This window comes from Ideonella sp. (assembly GCF_035254525.1).
In the GTDB taxonomy this organism is placed as follows: domain Bacteria; phylum Pseudomonadota; class Gammaproteobacteria; order Burkholderiales; family Burkholderiaceae_C; genus Ideonella.
The window spans coordinates 1-18,761 of record NZ_DATFAN010000092.1 but is presented as its reverse complement, the minus strand read 5'-3'; the positions used below and the strand labels follow the sequence as shown (position 1 = coordinate 18,761).

Genomic DNA, 18,761 nt, shown 5'->3' with positions numbered 1-18,761 from the left:
GCCGGCCGGTGCTGCCCGCTGTCCTGCGGCAGCGGCTCCAACCCATCCCCCCCGCCCTTCCCAGGGAAGGGAGCGAGTCGCCCTCTGCCGTCAGCGGTGTATGCCACTTCGTCTGCATGCACACCGCCCACGGCGAGCGTCGTACGTTGAGCCACCGCGTCAAGGCCGAGCCCTTTGGGGTGGCCTCTGGCCAGCCTGGACCCTGTAGCACCGACTCAACTAAAGTTTTTTCTCAATCCGGTACTTGACTTCAACCTTGCGAAGCGGCCCACCATTGATGGAGACCTCCACATGGTCACGCTCGAGGAACACCCGGGCTTCTTCTGCTTGAACCGACAACGTGCTATCTGAGGACCAACTCAGCACCAATCCGCGAACCTTGTCTGCTCGCCAGACCGCTTCGCCAGATGGACCACTACCCGCTGGAAGAACATAAATCTCAGTTGGAGTAGGCACCGTTGCATCAGTTTGGCGAGCAAATGTGGCGGCCTCGACAAGGCCATCATTTGTGCGTTGTCGAGACAGCTCCTCCAATTTCGGAGAGCAAGCTGCCAACAAGAGAGCCCCGAGGCAAGCAGCTCCAACTCTCATTTGCCGCACCCACAACGGGCGTACTGCATGCCGGCTCGAATCATCGCTTGGTCAGCAGGGTCATCACCATAGGGAGCCTTTCCGAACGGCGACCCCCATTCAGGCTTGGATGTTCCTGCACGCGTTTGAGCCCAACCTGCCGCTGGTAGAAGGATAGGGCCGAACCCCGCAGCTTGCCCTGTGGCGCCATAGTTGAAGTTGCCGAAATCTTGGTACTCGGCCCCTTGCTGTTTGTAATCCCAGCGCCCTTTATTCCGAACCGCTTGGTAGAACTCCACGATGTTCATGCTGATACCAGGGTTCGCCTCCCTGATGTTTTTGTCGAGTTCGGATTGCCTGGGGCAGCTATTCTCAGAACCAGGCATTTTCGGAGGTGTCGGGCAGGAACAGGCTGCGTGATTGCCACCACCCGTGCCACCGGCCAGCCCCATCGGGTCCACCATGCTCAGCGGGTTCCCACCCACATATGCGTAGGTGTTGATGCCGCCCGTGAGCCCAATCGGGTCAGATTGGATGTACCGCCCAACGCTCGCGTCGTAATACCGATTCCAGTTGTACCAAAGCCCGCTTTCCCCGTCCGCATACTGCCCGGGGAACCCGACGTTGAGACCGCCGACGGTGTTGACGACGACGTTTCGCCCGAATGCGTCGTTCGCTGCGCGCCAGACCACTTGCGCTGCCGCATTGGTCAGCACTTCCGGCCGCCCCAGCTGATCGTTGTGGCTGGCGTAGAAGGCGCTGCCGCGCATGATGCCCAGCAGTTCGCCGCCCAGCCAGACGTAAGCGGTGGAGCCTTGGGGCCCGCGCTCGTACAGCAACTCGCCGCCGAGACCGTAGACGTAGCGCGTGATGCCCGCGGACGTGCTCTTCCACAGCCGCTGGTTCAGCGCGTTGTAGCCGTAGCTGCCTACCACCGTCCCGCCGGTGGTGACCTGGCTCACCCGGTCGAAAGCGTCGTAGCCATACACCTGTGCGGTCGAGCCGGTGGTCGAGCTTGTGACGTTGCCCGCCCCGTCATGGCCGAAGCTGCGGGTGGTGCCACCGCCGGCGACCTTGTCCAGGCGGTTGCTGTTCGTCGCAGGGGTGTAGGTGTAAGCAACGCCGACGACGGATTGGCTTGTGCGATTGCCGACGCCATCCAGGCCGAAGCTCTGATTCCCGCCGCTTCGCACCACCGTCTTCAGCCGGTCCTGCAGGTCATACGTGAAGTTGGAGCTCTGGGCGCCGTACACGCTGTCCGTGATGGCGGAGATGGTGTCCAGGCTCGTCGTGTACTGCAGGCTCAGGTCGTGCGGCGCACCACCCTGCAGCCGCGTGACGCGCCCGTCGGTGTCCAGGGTGAACAAGCGCGGCAGCCCATTGCCGAAGCGCCAGCCATAGCGCGCGTTCGTGGCCGGCTGGTACAGCATGCTGTCGGCCAGCGTCTGCCGCCCGCCGCCGGGGTTGCCGAGCAAGGCATTGACGCGGCCATAGACGTCGTACTGCACTTCCAGCGTCTGGCCGTCAGGGTAGGTCATGCCGATGAGGTGGCCAACGGTGTTGTAGCTCCAGCCCATCGTCATCGACTGGCTCTGGGCGGTGACGGTCTGAGACGTAAGGCGGCCGGCGGCGTCGTAGCCGTAGCTGACGCTGCCGCCCGGCCCACCCAAGCCGGTGAGTTTGCCCTTGCCGTAGCTCCCCTGGTCATAGGTCAGCGTCTCGGTCACGCCAGCGGACGTGCGCGACGTCATCCGGCCCAGCGAGTCCCAGCCGTAGCTGATGCTGCGGCCGTTGGCGCGGCTTTCGCTGCTTGGGCGGCCGGCGGCGTCATAGGTATAGCTCGTGACTCCGATGTCTGGACTGGTGAGAGTGGTGACTTGCCCAAAACCGTTGCGGCCGTATTGCGTCTTCAGGCTGCGTGCGTCGGTGACCGTGTCCAGGAAGCCGGCCGCGCCGTAGCCAATCTCTAACGAGCCAGCGGCACAGGCTCTTGTGACGCCTGTCAAGAACGCGCCGGGGTCAAGACATGCACCACGAGCGCCAAGCGGCTGGCCCCCGAGATCGGCGATTAGGCAGGTTGTCGGGCCGCCGCCTACTCAAGCCTCAGCGCCCACTCGATGCCGCCGAGCAGGTGCTGCTGGAACGCCGGCATCTGCCACAGATGCTCGTTGTGGCCAAGCGCGGTGTAGAAGATGCGGCCCTTGCCGAACTCGCGGCACCACGCGATCGGATGGTGACCCGGCGCCCGGGTATTCGGGTGCCGATCCAGCACGAGCAGCTCGTGCACCTGGGCCTGCTGGTAGTTCTTGAAGACGTAGATCTCCTCCTTCTTGCCTTCGAGATTCCAGGTGGCCGGCAGGTGACGGGTGGCAGGATGTGCGGCATCGCGGCGGATCGCCTCGATGGCCACCTGCTCGCGGTGATAGTCGAACTCGCCGCCCAGCATCTCCACGTAGGGCCGATAGCCGTGCAGCGTGTCGCTGGCGCTGTGGATGCCGATGAACGCACCGCCGTCCCTGACCCACTGGATGAACGCCTCCTTGTCGGGCAGTGGCAGATCGCCCACGGTGTTGGCGAAGACGATGCCGTCGTACTGCTTCAACGCGGCCGTGTTCAGCTTGCGCGCCAGCATCGCCCTGACCTGTTCGTTGTACGCCGCCGGGTCGGGCGTGGCTGCCGGGTCGACGGTGGCCAGTTCGACCTCGTACGCACCCGATGACTTGCCGAGCGATGCCAGCACCCGCTCGGCGGTCTCGATCGAGCTGTGGCGATAGCCCAGCGTCGTCGTGACGACGAGGATCTTCTTTGGCGCCGCGGCCATCGCCGGTGCCGCCAAGGCCCAGGCCAGCGCAGCCAGGCAGGTGAGGAAGCGAAGGTGTTTCATTGTGCGTTCCCTCCGGTAGAAGCACTGCGAAACTCGTAATGGCCGGAGCCCACGCGCAGGGTCAGTACACCATCGTTCCAGCGCGCTTGCCGAACGCCGGGGGCGCGCGACGCTGCGTGCAGCCCCTCCCGAACGAGGTGCAGGCTCGGTGCCGGCAGCAGAATCTCGGCCTCGGTCCCAACGGGAACGTCCACGCTCAGGTACAGGCCATCGGGTGCGCGCCGCCAGTCGCTCGCCAGCAGCCCGTACGGCGTGCGCAGGCTCGCCTTTGCGTGGCTCAGTGCCGCGTGCGACACCAGCGGCGCGATGCGCGCCCGTTTGTAGCCGGGCTCGATCATCTGCAGCCCGCCGAGGTGCTGGAACATCCAGTCGCCCACGGCGCCGTTGGCGTAGTGGTTGAAGGAATTCATGTCCACCGGGCCGAACTCGCCGTCGGGACCGATGCCGTTCCAGCGTTCCCAGACGGTGGTGGCCCCCATGCGGATCGCGAAGCCCCAGGATGGGTAGTCTTCGTTGAGCAGCAGGCGCATCGCGAGATCGTCGCGCCCGATGCTGGACAGCGCCGGCAGCAGCCACGGGGTGCCGAGGAAGCCTGTCTTGAGGTGGTCCTTGTCCGCCGCGAGCTTCTCCACGAAACGCGCCGCGGTCACATCGCGTTCGGCGCCGGGCGCGAGCAGGCCCATGCCCAGTGCCATCGCATAGGCGGTCTGCGTGCTGGGCTCGATGCGGCCATCGGCTTGGGCGTAGGCCCGCGCGAAGGCGCGGCGGATGCGCTGGGCCAGCGCCCGGCCGGCACGCGCCCGTTTCGCCTCGCCCAGGGCGGCCGCCATCTCGGCCATCATGCGGGTGTTCTCTGCGAAATACGCCGTCGCGATCACGGGGTGCTCGCGCATCCGGTCCACCCCTTCCAGGCTCAGCCAGTCGCCCGAGAACCAGGAGGCGCGGCCTTCTTCCAGCAGGGTGCCATCCGTGGTCGCGCTGGCGTGCACGAAATCGTAGAAGCGGCGCATGGCCGCCCAGTTGCGCCGCAGGATGCGCGTGTCGCCGGTGGCGCGCCAGACGGCGTAGGGCACGGTGATGAAGGCGTCCGACCAGCCGACGCCGGTCTCTCCGAACTGCTTGCCCGGAAACGGCACCACGGCCGGGATGTTGCCGTCGACGCGCTGGGCGTCGCGCATGTCGTCCATCCACTTCGACAGGAAGGCCCGCGTGTCCTGCAGGCGGCTCGCGGTGGGCGCGAACACGTTGATGTCGCCGGTCCATCCCAGGCGCTCGTCGCGCGCCGGCGTGTCGGTGGGAATGGACAGGAAGTTGCCGCGCTGCCCCCAGCGGATGTTGCGCACCAGTTGGTCGAGCATCGGGTGCGACAGGCGCAGGTCGCCGATGTCAGGCAGGTCCGAGCCCAGCACCACGGCCTGCACGTCGGCGAGCGCGGGCTCGGCATCGACACCGGTGATCTCGATGTAGCGAAAGCCGTGCTGGGTGAAGCGCGGCTGCCAGGTCACGGTCTCGTCGCGGGCGAAGGTGTAGGTGTCGGTGACGGCGGCGCTGCGGAAGTTGTCGGTGTAGAGCTGGCCTTGGCGGTCACCGCGGCGGTAGATCTCCTCGCCATAGCGCAGGCGCACGGTCTGGCCGGCGCGGCCGCTGAGCGTGACCCGGGCCACGCCCACCATGTTCTGCCCAACGTCGTAGATGTAGACCCCGCTCGGAGCCGGCAACCGCGCCTGCGCCGTGCGCACTTCGGTGGCGCGCACCGGCTCGTCGGGTTGCGGCACCAGGCGGGCGGCCGTGTCGGCCTGCAGCACCACGGCCTGCCACGCGCCGTCGTCGAAGCCGGGTTCGGCCCATCCGTCCGGCAGGCGGCGCGCGTCGTATTGCTCGCCGTCCTGCAGGTCGGCCCGCACGTAGGGGCCGGGCAGGCTGCGCCATTGCCCGTCGGTGCCGAAGTCCTGCGTGCTGCCGTCGGCATAGGTGACGCGCAGCTTGGCCTTGAGCGCGAGCTGCTGGCCGTAGACGGCCTTCCACCCCATGCCCACCTTGCCGCGAAACCAGCCGTCGGCCAGCGCCGCGCCGATGACGTTGGCGCCGCTGCGCAGTTGGTCGGTGACGTCGTAGGTCTGCACCTGCAGGCGCTGCGGGTAGTCGGTCCAGCCGGGCGCCAGGGCTTGGTCGCCGACGGGCTGGCCGTTGAGCCACAGTTGGTACACGCCGCGGGCGGTGGCATACAGCCGCGCCTGGCGCACGGGCTTGTCCACGCTCAGCGTGCCGCGCAACAGGGGACGCGGCTGGTCGGGCGCATCGAACGGCGCGGCGATCCACTGCGCGCCCTGCCAATCGGCAGCCGAGATCAGGCCGGTCTCGAACCAGCTTGGCTCGCTCCAGGCGCCGGGGCGGCCGTGCCGGTCCCAGGCACGGACCTGCCAGTGGTAGCGGGTGGCAGGCCGCAACGGCTTCGACGCGGGCAGGCGCACGTCGATCTGCCGGTCGGAAATCACCTTGCCGGAATCCCAGGTGTCCCATCGACCCGGTGCGGTGCCGACGCGCACCTGATAGGCCAGCTGGCGCGCGCCGCGCGTGCGGGCGGCCAGCGTCCAGGTCAGCGAGACGTCGTCGGTGTCGATGCCCAGCGGCAGCGTGCGCGCGTTGGTGGTCGTGGCGCTGACCGTCAGTTCGCCCACGGCCGCCGCGTGGGCCGGCAGTGCAGCGGCGTGGGCAGCCCCCAGAGTGAGCAACGCCAGCAGGCGGGAGAAGGCACGACGCATCTGTTTTCCAGGCAAACCCGACAAAGGCAAATGGCCGCGGCGAGCGTGCCGCGGCCCGCGTACCGGCGAGCCGGTCCTACTGCTTGTAGAAGCTCACGTCATCGACGATCAGCCAGCCGTTGCCCGCCGGGTCGTAGCTCCAGAGCCCGACCTCGGCGCTGCCGTTGGTGACGTTGATGTCGCGGATGACCAGCTCGGTGTAGGTGTTGGAACCGGTCGTCAGCGTGATCGACTTCTGCGCTCCGCCGTAGTTCTTGACGTAGAGCTGGTGGCCGGCGGTGCCCCACACCCAGGCGCGCGCGGTGTACAGCCCGTTGCTCAGCCCCGTCGGGGTCTGGAAGGTTGCCACCCAGTACGGGCTCGCGCTCGAATGCACGAGGTGCGAGGTGCCCGAGCGCGGGCTCGTCGTGCTCACGTACGACTGCGACGGCGCCGAGGTCGCCACCGTCCAGTCGCTCGGCCCGCTCTCGAAGCCGGCGTTGCCCAGCACGTTCAGGCCGCCGTTGACGATGTCCACGCGGTCGGCCACGACGTAGGTGCCCGACGCGCTGGCGTTCTTCTGGCCGGTGACGCGCACCTTCAGCGTGTGGGGCCCCGCCGCGAGCACCGGGCTGCTCCACAGCCACACGCCGTCGGCGCGGCTGGCGGCGTAGGTATCGACATTGGTCTCAGGGCCACCGTCGATGGAGACCGCCGCGATGCCATGCCACGGCGCCCGTGCGCCATAGAGATGCACCTGGGTGCCGCTGAATGGCACCTGGTACGAGGCGCCGGGCATGTTCGACCAGTGGTTGTCGTTCTGGTAGGCACCGACCTGCCCGCCCGAGGGCCAGCTCGCCGTGCTGTCGTAGTTGAACCGGGCGTCGTTCACCGACACCACGCTGTCGGCGACGTACGGCAGCAGGATCGGCACCAGACGGTCCCTGACCTTCTTGTAGCCCGCGTCGCTCGGATGGAAGCCATCCGAAAAATCGGCGGACGGGTGCAGCGTCAGCCACCCGTCGGTATTGACGAAATGCAATCTGGTGTCCCCTGCGCTGATCCGCGCATTCACGGCTGCCTGCGTCTCGGGGACGAGATAGCCGTTGAACGTGCGCAGCACGAAGATTTCCGCGGCGGGATGCTTGGCGCGGACGTTCGCGAGGAAGCTGGTGTACTCGGTCTGGAACTGGCTTTTCGGCACGCCAAGATTCCAGTCATTGGTGCCCAGGTTGACGACGATCACCTTCGGGCTGTACTTCGAGAAGTCCCACGGCGGGACGGCGGGGTGGGTGGGGTCGGGGGTGCACTGGGGGTTGCCGCAACGGTCGGGGACCCAGGCCCTGAAGTACATCGACTCCATCCCGGGCCAGGTGTTGTCCGAATAGTGGAACCCATCGGTCAGCGTGATGCCCGCTCTCGCGATCTGCGTATGGAAGGCACCCAGTGCCTCGCCCGTGAGCCACGCATGGTCGGTGGTGGCCCATTCGCTGGACCCTTGCCCGGCGGTGATGGAGTCACCGATGAACTCGATCAACGGCCGGGGGCCGATGATCGGCAGGGTGGTCGCCCCCGGGTCCAGCACCAGCCCCTGGAACTGCACTTCGGTGGTGTCGTAGTCGGCGATGATCTGCAGCGTGTGCGGGCCGTCGTTCGCCAGCGCCGTGGAAGTCAGCGGGACCGCACTGCCGGTCCAGCCCCAGACCTTCACCGCTGGCCCGCCATCGATCACGGCCCTGAACCCCGTCCCCTCGGCCAGCTTGACCGCCACGTTCCTGCCCGTGAACCGGGCCGTCAGGTAGGCCCCGTCCCAGTGGCTCGTGTACCGCGTGCTGCTGCTCTGGTCCCAGCGCCCGACGTAGGTGATGTTGGGATCCGCCAGGCCGCCGTCGCCGCTGGCCGCGAATGCGGACGCACCGCAGGACAGCAGCAGGCCCCACAGGGCCCGACGCCACAACCTCGGGGAAGCGCAAGCCCCGGCTGATCGAGCGCGATTCGTCATGTCACTGAACCCTTCCAAGGCATTGCCTTCCGATGGAACCGCACTCCCTGGAGACCCGAATCTGTAGCGGCTTGCGTTCGGTTGGGCGCATCGTAGGGAGTGCGCGGCGGCAAGTTATTACGGCGAGCTAACCGGACGATTTCCGCTGCATGCGGCTGAACCGGGGCGCGGATTTTTCACGCAGGCGGGCGGCTCGAGGACCACCGGCGAGGGGTCGCTGGTGTAGACCTCGGGAAACACAGCGCCAGGCCGCAAAGGGCCAGAAGGTGGCGCAGCAGGCCGGCCTTCATCCGGCGCGCTACTGGCTGTTCAGCCGGCCCGCAACGCGCATCTCGGACACGCAGGCCGGCTCGCCCGCCGCGGAGCGAACGCGCAGCCGTATCTTCCGCCCGGTCAGTGATGGCGTGGGCAGTTCCACCGTGGTTTGCGGCACGTCGCGCACCGGCTCGTCGAGCAGCACCGCCCAGCCGCCGTCAGCCGCCTGCAGTTCGGCCCGGAAGGCATACTGGCCCGGCATGGGCAGCATGATGACGAGCCGGGTCACGTTCAGCACGCGCTCCGGATCCACCGACACCCAGCCGTCCGCGTCACCGGGCGCCGGCGCCCAGCAGGTGGCGGCATCGCCGTCGTTGACCAGGCGTGGGGAATGGCCGGCCGCGGCGGAGCTGGCATCGGTGGGGTTGTCGGTGCCGAAGACTTGCTCCTGCGCCTGCACCGCGACCGCGGGCTTCGACGGACGGTAGGGGCGGTCGGCCGCCAGCGGCGTGACACCCGGCTCGAACGGCGGGCCTTCGAGCGCGCGGATCTCCAGCGTCGCGTCTTGCAAGCCGGGCGAGGTGGCGCGCAGGCGGCTCACACCGGACTGCCAGCTGCGCAAGGCGATGGCCGCCTTGCCATCGCGGATGGGGATGTCAGAGTCGGCCGCGAAGTCGATATGGCGGCCGGTGGGCAGCTCGCCCGGGCCGGACTCGATCTGCAGCCGCACCGGGGGCGTGTTGCTCAGTGCGCGCCCGTCGGCATCGACCACGGTGATCACGACCTGCACGTCGTCGGTGCCGTCGGCGCGGCGGATCACCGGTGCGCTGGACGACAACCTGAGCGCCGCGGCGCGCCCCGGCGTCGGCCAATCGGGTGGCGCGATGCCGCGGTACGCGTTGCGGTACCAGTGCCAGGCCCGCTTGGGCAGGCGCGAGTAGTCGATGATGCCCATCGACCCGAACTGGCGCCCCGCGATGGAGCCGTGGTCGAAGCCGGCCCAGATCGCCTCGCCCGAGCGCCATGCAGGCCGCCACGTCTCGGGCCGGCCCGCCACCGCGCCGGGTGTTCTCTCGAGGTCGCCCCAACCGGGGTCGTAGCGGCCGGGGCGGTCGGCGATGGTCGAGCCGTACTCGGCCACGAAGTTCGGCACGCCGGGGTTGGGGAATAGCACCGCGCCGTCCCCGTTGTAGCCGGCGATGTCACCCAGGTGGTCGAGATCGCCGCGCTGCACGCCGCTGGCCGCGGCGGGGCGCGTGGGATCGAGCTCGTGCGTGAGCGCGACCATCTCCTTCAGCAGGCGGCGCGCCTCGGGCAGGGTCTCCTCCGCGGTGAAGAAGACCTCGTTGCCCATGCTCCACGCGACGATCGACGGGTGGTTGCGGTGGATGCGGATCATTTCGGCCAACTGCTGCTTCACGCTGGCGTCGAAGCTGGCCCGGTGCGCCGGATCGGTGGGATAGGCCGAGGAGCTCCAATCGTTGTTGAAGTAGGCGGTGCCCCAGAACGGCGCCTCGGAGAGGAACAGCAGGCCGATGCGGTCGGTAGCCTCGGAGAAATGCGGGTCGTGCGGGTAGTGCGAGCCGCGGATGAAGTCGAAGCCGGCCTCCTTGATGAGCGCCACGTCGCGCTCGATCGCGCCGTTGGTCACCGCGTCGCCCCAACCCGCCTGGTCCTGGTGGACGTTGGCGCCGCGGAAGTAGCGGTGCTTGCCGTTGAGGAAGAAGCCCTGGTCGGCGGTCCAGGAGAACCAGCGGAAACCGAATTCGGTATCGAAGCGGTCCCTCGTCCGGCCACCGACCACCAGGCTCGTCGCCGCCCGATAGAGCACGGGCGTCTCCGGCGACCACAGCTCGGGTCGCGGAATGTCGCCCGAGCGCTGGTGCGCCGTGACCGTCTGCCCGCCCAGCACGCGCAGCGTCAGCCTCGGCAGGCTGGCGACCTTGCGGCCCTTGGCATCGAACACATCGGTCAGCACGGTGACGGCTTCTTCGCGGCTGCCGTCATTGCGGATCTCTGTCTGCAACGCGACATGGCCTCGCTCGGCGGACAACTCCGGCGTGGTGACGAAGGTGCCCGACCACGGCACGTGCACATCATCGGTCTGCACCAGCCAGACGTCGCGGTAAAGGCCGCCGCCAAATACATGCTCGCCGGCCCGTGGCGCGAGCGTCGGATCCCACTTGTTGTTGACCCGCACCGCAATGAGGTTGCTGCCCGGCCGCAGCGCCGCGGTGATGTTCACAGGAAACCCGGTGTAGCCGCCGCGGTGGCGGGCCAGCTTCACGCCGTTGACGAAGACTTCGGCATCCTGGAACGCCCCTTCGAACTCCAGGAAGGTCTGCCCCCACTTCTTGCGCGGCTCGACCACCAGCGTCTTGCGGTACCAGCCGAAGCCCACATAGAAGGCGGGCGACTGGAAGTAGGGAATGCTGAAGCTGTGCGGCAGCCCCACCCTCTCCCAGCCGGCATCGTCGAAACCAGGTACCTCGGCCCCCGCCGCGTCCCCCAGGTGAAAGCGCCAACCGGCGTTGAAGCTCTGGCGCAGGCGCGCCGGCTCTTCGGCGGCCGCCGGTGCAACGTTGAGCGCGATGCAGCACAGAGCCAGGAGGCAGCGCAGCAGGCGGCCCCTCATGCCACGCGCCCTCCCTCCTCCATGCGCGTGCACGACGCCACGCCCGGCGGCAGCCGGCCCGCGATGATCATGCCCAGCACCGCCTCTTCGTCCACGTCGCTGGTGCGGTAGGTGCCGATGGTGCGGCCGTTCTTCATCACGCACAGGCGGTCGCTGAGCGCGAACACGTCCGGCATGTCGTGCGAGATCAGGATGATGCCCACGCCTTGCCCCTTCAGCGTGCGCACCAGGTCGTGCACCATGCGCGTCTCCTCGGGGCCGAGGGCGGCGCAGGGCTCGTCCATGATCAGCACGCGGGCGTTGAAGTACAGCGCGCGCGAGATCGCCACCACCTGGCGCTGGCCGCCCGACAGCGAACGCACCGGCACGCGGATGTTCTGGAAGTTCGGGTTGAGCTTTCGGAAGACCGCGCGCGCCGCCGACTCCATGGCGTAGTCGTCCATCGTGCCGTAGCGCGTGAGCAGCTCGCGGCCGAGGAAGAGGTTGGCCACCGCATCCAGGTTGTCGGCCAGCGCCAGCGTCTGGTAGATGGTCTCGATGCCCAGCGCCTGCGCGTCCACCGGGGAACGCATCTCCACCGCGCGGCCATCAATGCGGATCTCGCCCGCGTCGTGCGCGAACGCGCCCGCGAGCACCTTCATCAGCGTCGACTTGCCGGCGCCGTTGTGGCCCAGCAGCGCCAGCACCTCGCCGGGGTGAACGGCCAGGCTGGCGTTCTCCACCGCGTGCACGCCACCGAAGGCCTTGCACACATCCTTCATCACGACGAGCGCCGCGCTCATGCCAGACGCTCCCCGGTGGCGCGCCGATACAGCACGTCGAAGACGACCGCCGCGATCAGCACCTGGCCCACGATCACCATCCGCCAGCCGATGTCCACGTCCAGCAGCAGCAAGCCACTTTCCAGGAACTGGATCACCAGTGCGCCCAGCACGGTGCCCAGCACCGTGCCGCTGCCGCCCGACAGCGCCACGCCGCCGATCACTGCCGCGGCGATGACGTAGAGCTCCTGGTTGGTGCCCAGCGAGTTCGTGCCGGCATTCAGCCGCGCCACGGCGACGATGGCCGCCACGGTGACCAGCGCCGCCAACAGCATGAACAACTGCAGCATCACCCGCCGCACCGGGATGCCCACCAGCAGCGCCGCTTCCGGGTTGCCGCCGATGGCATAGACATAGCGGCCGAACCGCGTTCGATTCACCAGGAACGACACCACCATCACCACCACCGCCCACACCAGCACGGGCACGGGAATGCCCTGCCCTTGCGGCTTGTCACCAATGCGGTAGGCGTTCATCGCCACCGCGAAACCGATCGCCGCCGCACACAGCAGCAGCGTCACCACCACGTCGAACCACAGCGGCCGCGGCACGAGACCGTGCGTGCGCTGCTGGCGCCTGCGCTGCAGCATGCGCCACGTGAGCCAGGCCGACAGCGCCAGCGCGAGCAGCAGGCTCGGCAGCGGGCCGACCGCGCCGTCCAGGCCGCCGCCGAGCATCAGGAACACCGGGTCGGTGACCGGCTGGGTCTTGCCGGAAGCCACGAGAAAGGCCGCGCCGCGCAGCGACATCAGCCCGCCCAGGGTCACGACGAACGACGCCACGCCGAGCCCTGCGACCAGCCAGCCCTGGTACAGCCCGACCGCCAGCGCCACGGCCAGGCCGGCCAGGCTGGCCGGCACCCAGTGCCAGCCCTTGGTGTACATCAGCCAGGCGATGAGCACGCCCACCAGCCCCAGCGCGGACCCCACCGACAGGTCGATCTGCCGCGCGACGATCACCAGCGCCATCGCCGCGGCGATGATGCCCACCACCGCGGTCTGCTGGGCGATGTTGTAGAGGTTCTCGGCCGAGATGAACTGCCCGCTCAGCGACTGGAACACCCCGGCCATCAACAGCAGCACGCCCGCCATGATCGACAGGCGCAAGTCCAGCGAACTGATTTGAAATTGCTTCAGCATCGCTTCACTTGCAGGCAGCTGGCGCGTCCGCGGGGTTCACGCCCTTGCAGGCTTCGGCCTTGCTGATGTGGCCGGCCTTGATCACCACGTCGAGGTTGGCGCGGGTGATGGGAACGGCCTTCAGGAACATCGCGTCCATGGTCAGTTTTCTCTCGCCGCCCGACCACTTCACCGCCCCCGGCACCGGCTTGCCCGCCGCCATGGCGAGCGCGGCCGAGGCGGCCTCGCGGCCCAGGTCGCGCGCGTCCTTCCACACCGAGACCGTCTGCGTGCCCAGGGCCACGCGGTTGAGCGCGGCATGGTCGCCGTCCTGCCCCGACACGGGCACGCCCTTCAGGCCGCGCGCCGACAACGCCGCGATCACGCCGCCGGCGGTGCCGTCGTTGGAGGCGACCACCGCATCGACCTTGCCGCCGTTGCGGGTGAGGATCTGCTCCATGTTGCGCTGCGCCACTTCAGGCTTCCAGCCGTCGGTGTATTCCTCGCCCACGATCTTGATCTCGCCCTTCTTGATCGCCGCGTCCAGCACCTCCTGCTGGCCGGCGCGCAGGAAGTCGGCGTTGGGGTCGGTGGGCGAGCCCTTGATCATCACGTAGTTGCCCTTGGGCTTGGCGGCGAGCACGCCGCGCGCCTGCATGCGGCCCACCTCCTTGTTGTCGAAGGTGATGTAGAAGACGCCAGGCGCCTCGATCAGGCGGTCGTAGGCGATGACCGGAATGTTGCGCGCCTTCGCCTTGGCAAGCGCCGGCTGAATCGCGTCCTTGTCCATCGCCAGCACGATCAGCGCCTTCGCGCCCTTGGCGATCAGGCTGTCGATGTCGCCGATCTGCTTCTCGGGCGAGCCGCCCGCATCAGCGCTCACGTAGCTGGCGCCTGCCTTCGCGAGTTGCTCCTTGATGGCCTTCTCGTCGGTCTTCCAGCGCTCTTCCTGGAAGTTGGACCAGCTCACGCCCACCACCTGCGCCTGCGCCAGGCCGGATGCGCCGACGATCGCGGCGGCCAATACGTTCAATGCATGCGTTTTCATTGCAGTCTCCTTCTCATCGTTCCAGCAGCTCCACACCCAGCGGCTCCAGGCGCAGCGTACCGTCACAACGCTTGCCGGAGAGCACGCCCTTCATCGCGCCTTCGATCGCCACGTCCTTGGCCTCGCCGGTGGTGTTGACGTACAGCACGCGGCCGTCGACGACGCGCGCATACACGCCGTCCGGTGTCTTGGGACCGGGCTCCAGACCCAGGCTCGCATAGAGCTGCCGGTACAGCGGCCGCATCACCTGCGGTTGCGCGGCCGTGGCGACGTAGATCGCCCTGCCCTTGCCAAAGCGGTTGACCGTGATGGCGGGCGACTGGCCGTCGACGTTGGCGAAGCGGGCCAGCACCTCGGCGGTGGAAGGCTCCAGCACCTCGAAGGCGCCGAGATCGGCCTTGACCTCTTCCCCGCCGATCGTTGTCTGCAGCGAGCCGGCGTTGTAGAACGCATTGGTGCGCAGCCCGAACACATCCGTCAGGCCACCTGGCAGCGGCGTGTCGTGCCACTGGTTGTGGTCGTTCACCTTGGCCGACTGCGCGGTCATGATCACCGTGCCGCCCTCGGCCACGAACTTGCGCAGGTTGGCGGTGGAGGCCGCGTCCAGCAGGTACATGCCCGGCACGATCACCAGCTTGTAGCGGCTCAGGTCCTCGTGGCCGATGTGGATGACGGCCACGTCGATGTTGTCCTTGAACAGCGGCTCGTAGGCGTTGTGCGCCTGCTTCATGTAGCCGGGGTTGATGTAGGGCCGGACCGTGTTGGAGATGCCCTCCTTCGGCAGGTTGGTCGCGATGATGTTGTCGAACGCGTAGGCGATGGCCACCAAGGGCCGCTGCAGGCGCGGGAAGCCCAGCTTCTCCAGTTTGCCGAACTCGGCGGCGATGGTGGCGAACTCGTCGAGCTTCCACGAGGCGCGGTCGTCATGGTCGATCAGGCCGAACAGCGCCTGCTCCTCGCCGCCGTGGTGGCTGTGCCAGGTCCAGGGCATCACCGCCTGGGCGCCCAGCAGCAGGCCGAAATGGGCCCACATGCGCGAGCGGCCCTTGGTGCCGTAGTAGCCGGGGCCGCCGGCTGTGAACTCGTTGAACCAGATCGGCGCGTTCATGCCGGCGCGCATCATGGTCGCCTCGAAGCCGGCGCTGAGCGGGTCGCCCGGGTAGAAGCCCATGGCGCCGTAGCTGATGTACTGGCGGTAGGTCGACAGCATGTCGAAGCCCTTGCGCCAGGCGCTGTCCCACAGGTTGGAGATGGCCGGCTTGTCGGGCACGTTCTTCTTGCGCACGGCCTCCAGCGAGACGAGCACTTCGATCGTCTGCTCGGACCAGAAGCGCCGCATGTCCAGGTAGCGCTCGTAGGGCCCCGGGCCCTCGATGTAGGGCAGGCGCACCTCGTCCCAGGTGTTGATGTGGCGCGACCAGCGCTGCGTTGCCCAGGCCTTGTTCAGGGCTTCGACCGTGCCGTACTTCTTCTTGAGCCAGCCGATGAAGCGCAGCCGGTCGGCTTCCGAGTACGACACCATGCCGTTGCCGCTCTCGTTGTTGTAGCCGATGGCGAACAGCGCGGGGTGCTTGGCGTAGCGCTTGGTCATCGTGTCGGCCAGGCGCACCAGCAGGCGCCGGTAGTTCGGGTCGCTGGTGTTGTCCATGTAGCGCTCGACCGGATCGAGCCGGTTGCCCTTCTCGTTCACGACATCGACGCCCGGGTACTTCTTGTGCAGCCAGATCGGGGCCGGCTGGCCGGGGATGTCCAAGATGACCTTCAGGCCCGCGGCCTGCATCTGGTCCATGATCCAGTCGAAGGTCTTGAAGTCGAACTTGCCCTCGGCGGGCTCGAACGCATCCCACGACAGGTCGCCCATGCGCACGACCTTCATGCCGGCCTGCTTCATGCGCGCGATGTCGCGCAGGATCTGATCCTTGCCGGCTCGGTCGAAGGGCTGGTAGTTGGTGCCGACAAAGAGCTGGCCGGCGCCGGGCCAGTCGGTGCGGCCGTCGGCGCTCTGCGCACGAGCGGCCAGGGGGCTCAGCGCGGCGAACGCCAGCGTGAGGGACAGGATCGTTCTTCTCAGTGTCATGGGGGTTTCTGGGATCAACCGAGTACCTGGTCGAGGTAGGTGTGGTGGGCAGGCAGGCGCGCCACCGCGGCGGCGACCGCGTCGCGACGACCGGTCAGGGCCTGCAGGGCTTCGTCGAGGGGCAGCTCCTGCAGCACGGGGTCGGCTCGCTCGGGCCAGTGCCCCATGCCGGCGTGGATGGCGAGCCAGCTGGTGGCGTCGAAGCCTTCTTCGTCGTACATATGGAGCACGCCGAACCGGCGCCAGGCTTCGATCTTGAAGGCCAGCGTCTCGGGCAGCTCCATCGCGGCCATGTCGCGCCACAGCGCGCTGTCTCGCCGTGCGGTGAGGCAGTAGTGCAGCACGATGAAATCGCGGATGCGGGCGAACTGGCTCACCGCGCCGGTGTTGAAGTGGGTCACGCTCTGCTCATCCAGCGGCTGGCCCGCGGTGAGCAGCGTCATCAGCCGGCTGATCCCGCTCTGGATCAGGAAGATGCTGGTCGACTCCAGCGGTTCCAGGAAGCCGGACGACAGGCCGATCGCCACGACGTTGTGCACCCAGAAGCGCGCGCGGTGGCCGGTGGTGAAGCGCAGCAGCCGCGGCTCGGCGAGCGGTGCGCCATCCAGCTGCTGCATCAACTGCTCGCGGGCCCGCTCCTCGTCGATGTAGCGCGTGCTGAAGACATGCCCGTGGCCGGTGCGGTTGCGCAGCGGAATGCGCCAGGCCCAGCCGCCCTCGAGCGCGGTGGAGCGCGTGTAGGGGGTGAGCTCGCTGGCCGTGCGCTCGCAGGGGCAGGCCCAGGCGCGGTCCACCGGCAGCCAGCGGCTGAAATCGACGAAGGGCTCGTCCAGCGTCTTGCCCAGCAGCAGCGAGCCGAAGCCCGAGCAATCGATGAAAAGGTCGGCGGCCAGTTCCCGGCCATCGGCCAGCTTGACGCTGCGCACACCGCCATCAGGCCGCCGGTTCACCTCGACGATGCGCCCTTCGGTGCGCCGCGCGCCGCGCTTCAACGCGAGGTCGCGCAGGAAGCCGGCATAGAGCGAGGCATCGAAGTGGTAGGCGTAGTTGTAGGGCGCCTTGTCGTCGGCCGCGACGAAGCGGCCCTGCATCGCCATCACTGTGGGCAGGCACTGCTCGCCGAACGCACCCGGCGCGGCACCGGCCAGGCGGCGGTACTGCCCCCACAGCGCGTACGGGCCGCCCAACTGGCCGAAATCGCCGAAGGTGTGGAAGTAGTGCTCGCCCTTGACGCGCCAGTCGCAGAACTGGATGCCGAGCTTGTAGGTGCCGTTGGTCGCGCGCAGGAACTCGGCCTCGTCGATGCCGACCATGCGGTTGTAGTTGCGGATCGACGGGAAAGTGGCCTCACCCACGCCGACGATGCCGATCTCCTCGGATTCGACGACCTCCACCGTGCTGCGGCCACGCAAGCCGGTGGCCAGCGCGGCGGCCGCCATCCAGCCCGCGGTGCCGCCTCCGACGATGACGATGCGATCGAACGAGATGCTCATGGGTTGCTCCTTCGGGTCGAGTTGGGCCACCGCAGGACGATCCGGGCCTGGTCGCGCACGACGACGAGATGGAGGTCCTGTCCCTTCTCCACCAGCGTCTGCAAGGTCGACACATCGGCGATCGGCTCGAGGGCGCCATGCGCATCCTGGCCCCTGCCGACGATGACGTCACGCGCGCGGAATCCGGCTGCCTCGCCGGAGCTTGCGGCTTGCACCGCCAGCACCAGCACACCGGCCTTCGAGCCCAGCCCCGCAGCCGACTGCTCGCCCAGCGTCTCGACCGACTTGAGCTTGAGCCCATGCAGCGCCACGGCGGCCTGCTGTGGAGCGTCCTGCCCGCGCAGCGTCGGCACGGGGTATCCGGGCTGGAGCGCCAGAGCCTTCAGCCGCGCGGGGCGCACGCCGAAGTCGTTCATCGGAAAGTTGACGAAGCCGATGCGGGCGGCCAGCGCCGCATTCGTGACCGTGTAGTCGCCCCGGGCCGGCGCGTCGAAACGCGGGTCGCCCGCGGCGGAATCCGCATCGGTGCCACGCTCCTGCGCCTGCAGCAGGTCGGATTCGGCCGCGAACAGGTTGCGGTTCACGCTGCGCCCCCAGCGCCTGATCTCGACCGGCTGGTACGGCGCCATCACCACGTTCGACTCGAACACGTCGCCGCTGTCGTCGAACCACACGTGCGGGTGGAACGTGCCGTTGACGAGGATGTTGTTGCGCACGATGCGAGCGAAGCCCTCGCGCAGCTTCAGGCCGCCGGCCAGCATCAGGTTCTCTTCGATGACGTAGTTGGACGCACCATCGTCCAGGTCCACGTCCCAGCCATGGTCGCAGCGCCAGCGGTTGCGCTTCATCACGATGGGCTCGACGGCATCCAGCAGCGCAAGCTCAGGGTGCGCGGCCGCTCGGCGGTCCATCTCGGCGCGGTCGGGGTGCCAGTAGCGGTCGCGGCCCCAGCTGTTGAACGCGCCGTGGTCGCCGGTTTCGAGCACGGTGTCGAAGACGTCGTTGTGGGTGATGCGATGCCCGCCCCAGGTGCCGTCGCCGACGTTGATGCCGGCACGCGGCACGCGGTAGATCGAGTTGTGGTCCACCGTGATGCGCGCGGCCATCGACAGCTCCA

11 protein-coding genes are annotated in these 18,761 nt (G+C 68.1%); all 11 read right to left on the bottom strand.

Annotation, left to right across the window (positions count from 1 at the left end):
* Nucleotides 1–587: 587 nt before the first annotated feature.
* Complete coding sequence (locus VJ693_RS08765) at nucleotides 588–2,576, bottom strand: RHS repeat-associated core domain-containing protein (protein ID WP_324153342.1); 1,989 nt, start codon at nucleotides 2,574–2,576, stop codon at nucleotides 588–590.
* Between the two features lie 86 nt (nucleotides 2,577–2,662).
* On the bottom strand, nucleotides 2,663–3,454 hold the full coding sequence (locus tag VJ693_RS08760; protein ID WP_324153340.1) for a ThuA domain-containing protein: 792 nt from the start codon (nucleotides 3,452–3,454) through the stop codon (nucleotides 2,663–2,665).
* Nucleotides 3,451–6,216, bottom strand: a complete 2,766-nt coding sequence (locus VJ693_RS08755) for a family 78 glycoside hydrolase catalytic domain (RefSeq protein ID WP_324153338.1) — start codon at nucleotides 6,214–6,216, stop codon at nucleotides 3,451–3,453. The genes VJ693_RS08760 and VJ693_RS08755 overlap by 4 nt, the downstream gene beginning before the upstream one ends.
* 76 nt (nucleotides 6,217–6,292) lie before the next feature.
* Nucleotides 6,293–8,152 (bottom strand): GDSL-type esterase/lipase family protein, encoded by a 1,860-nt coding sequence (locus VJ693_RS08750; RefSeq protein ID WP_324153337.1) that lies wholly within the window; start codon nucleotides 8,150–8,152, stop codon nucleotides 6,293–6,295.
* 343 nt (nucleotides 8,153–8,495) lie between these two features.
* Nucleotides 8,496–11,087 carry a glycoside hydrolase family 2 protein gene (locus tag VJ693_RS08745; RefSeq protein WP_324153335.1) on the bottom strand — a complete coding sequence of 864 codons (2,592 nt, stop codon included), beginning with the start codon at nucleotides 11,085–11,087 and terminating at the stop codon, nucleotides 8,496–8,498.
* Nucleotides 11,084–11,869 carry an ATP-binding cassette domain-containing protein gene (locus tag VJ693_RS08740; protein WP_324153334.1) on the bottom strand — a complete coding sequence of 262 codons (786 nt, stop codon included), beginning with the start codon at nucleotides 11,867–11,869 and terminating at the stop codon, nucleotides 11,084–11,086. The genes VJ693_RS08745 and VJ693_RS08740 overlap by 4 nt, the downstream gene beginning before the upstream one ends.
* Nucleotides 11,866–13,047, bottom strand: a complete 1,182-nt coding sequence (locus VJ693_RS08735; protein ID WP_324153332.1) for a sugar ABC transporter permease — start codon at nucleotides 13,045–13,047, stop codon at nucleotides 11,866–11,868. Before VJ693_RS08735 ends, VJ693_RS08740 begins: the two co-directional genes overlap by 4 nt.
* Before the next feature lie 4 nt (nucleotides 13,048–13,051).
* Nucleotides 13,052–14,074 carry a D-xylose ABC transporter substrate-binding protein gene (gene xylF / locus VJ693_RS08730; RefSeq protein ID WP_324153330.1) on the bottom strand — a complete coding sequence of 341 codons (1,023 nt, stop codon included), beginning with the start codon at nucleotides 14,072–14,074 and terminating at the stop codon, nucleotides 13,052–13,054.
* 13 nt (nucleotides 14,075–14,087) lie between these two features.
* Nucleotides 14,088–16,151, bottom strand: coding sequence for a beta-galactosidase (locus tag VJ693_RS08725; RefSeq protein WP_324153328.1), 2,064 nt, complete (start codon nucleotides 16,149–16,151; stop codon nucleotides 14,088–14,090).
* Nucleotides 16,152–16,165: 14 nt separating this feature from the next.
* Entirely contained in the window at nucleotides 16,166–17,644 is a 1,479-nt protein-coding gene (locus VJ693_RS08720; RefSeq protein WP_324153327.1) for a tryptophan halogenase family protein, read from the bottom strand.
* Nucleotides 17,641–18,761: hypothetical protein (locus VJ693_RS08715; protein ID WP_324153326.1), on the bottom strand; the 1,121-nt coding region annotated here is incomplete at its 5' end. The genes VJ693_RS08715 and VJ693_RS08720, both read right to left, overlap by 4 nt.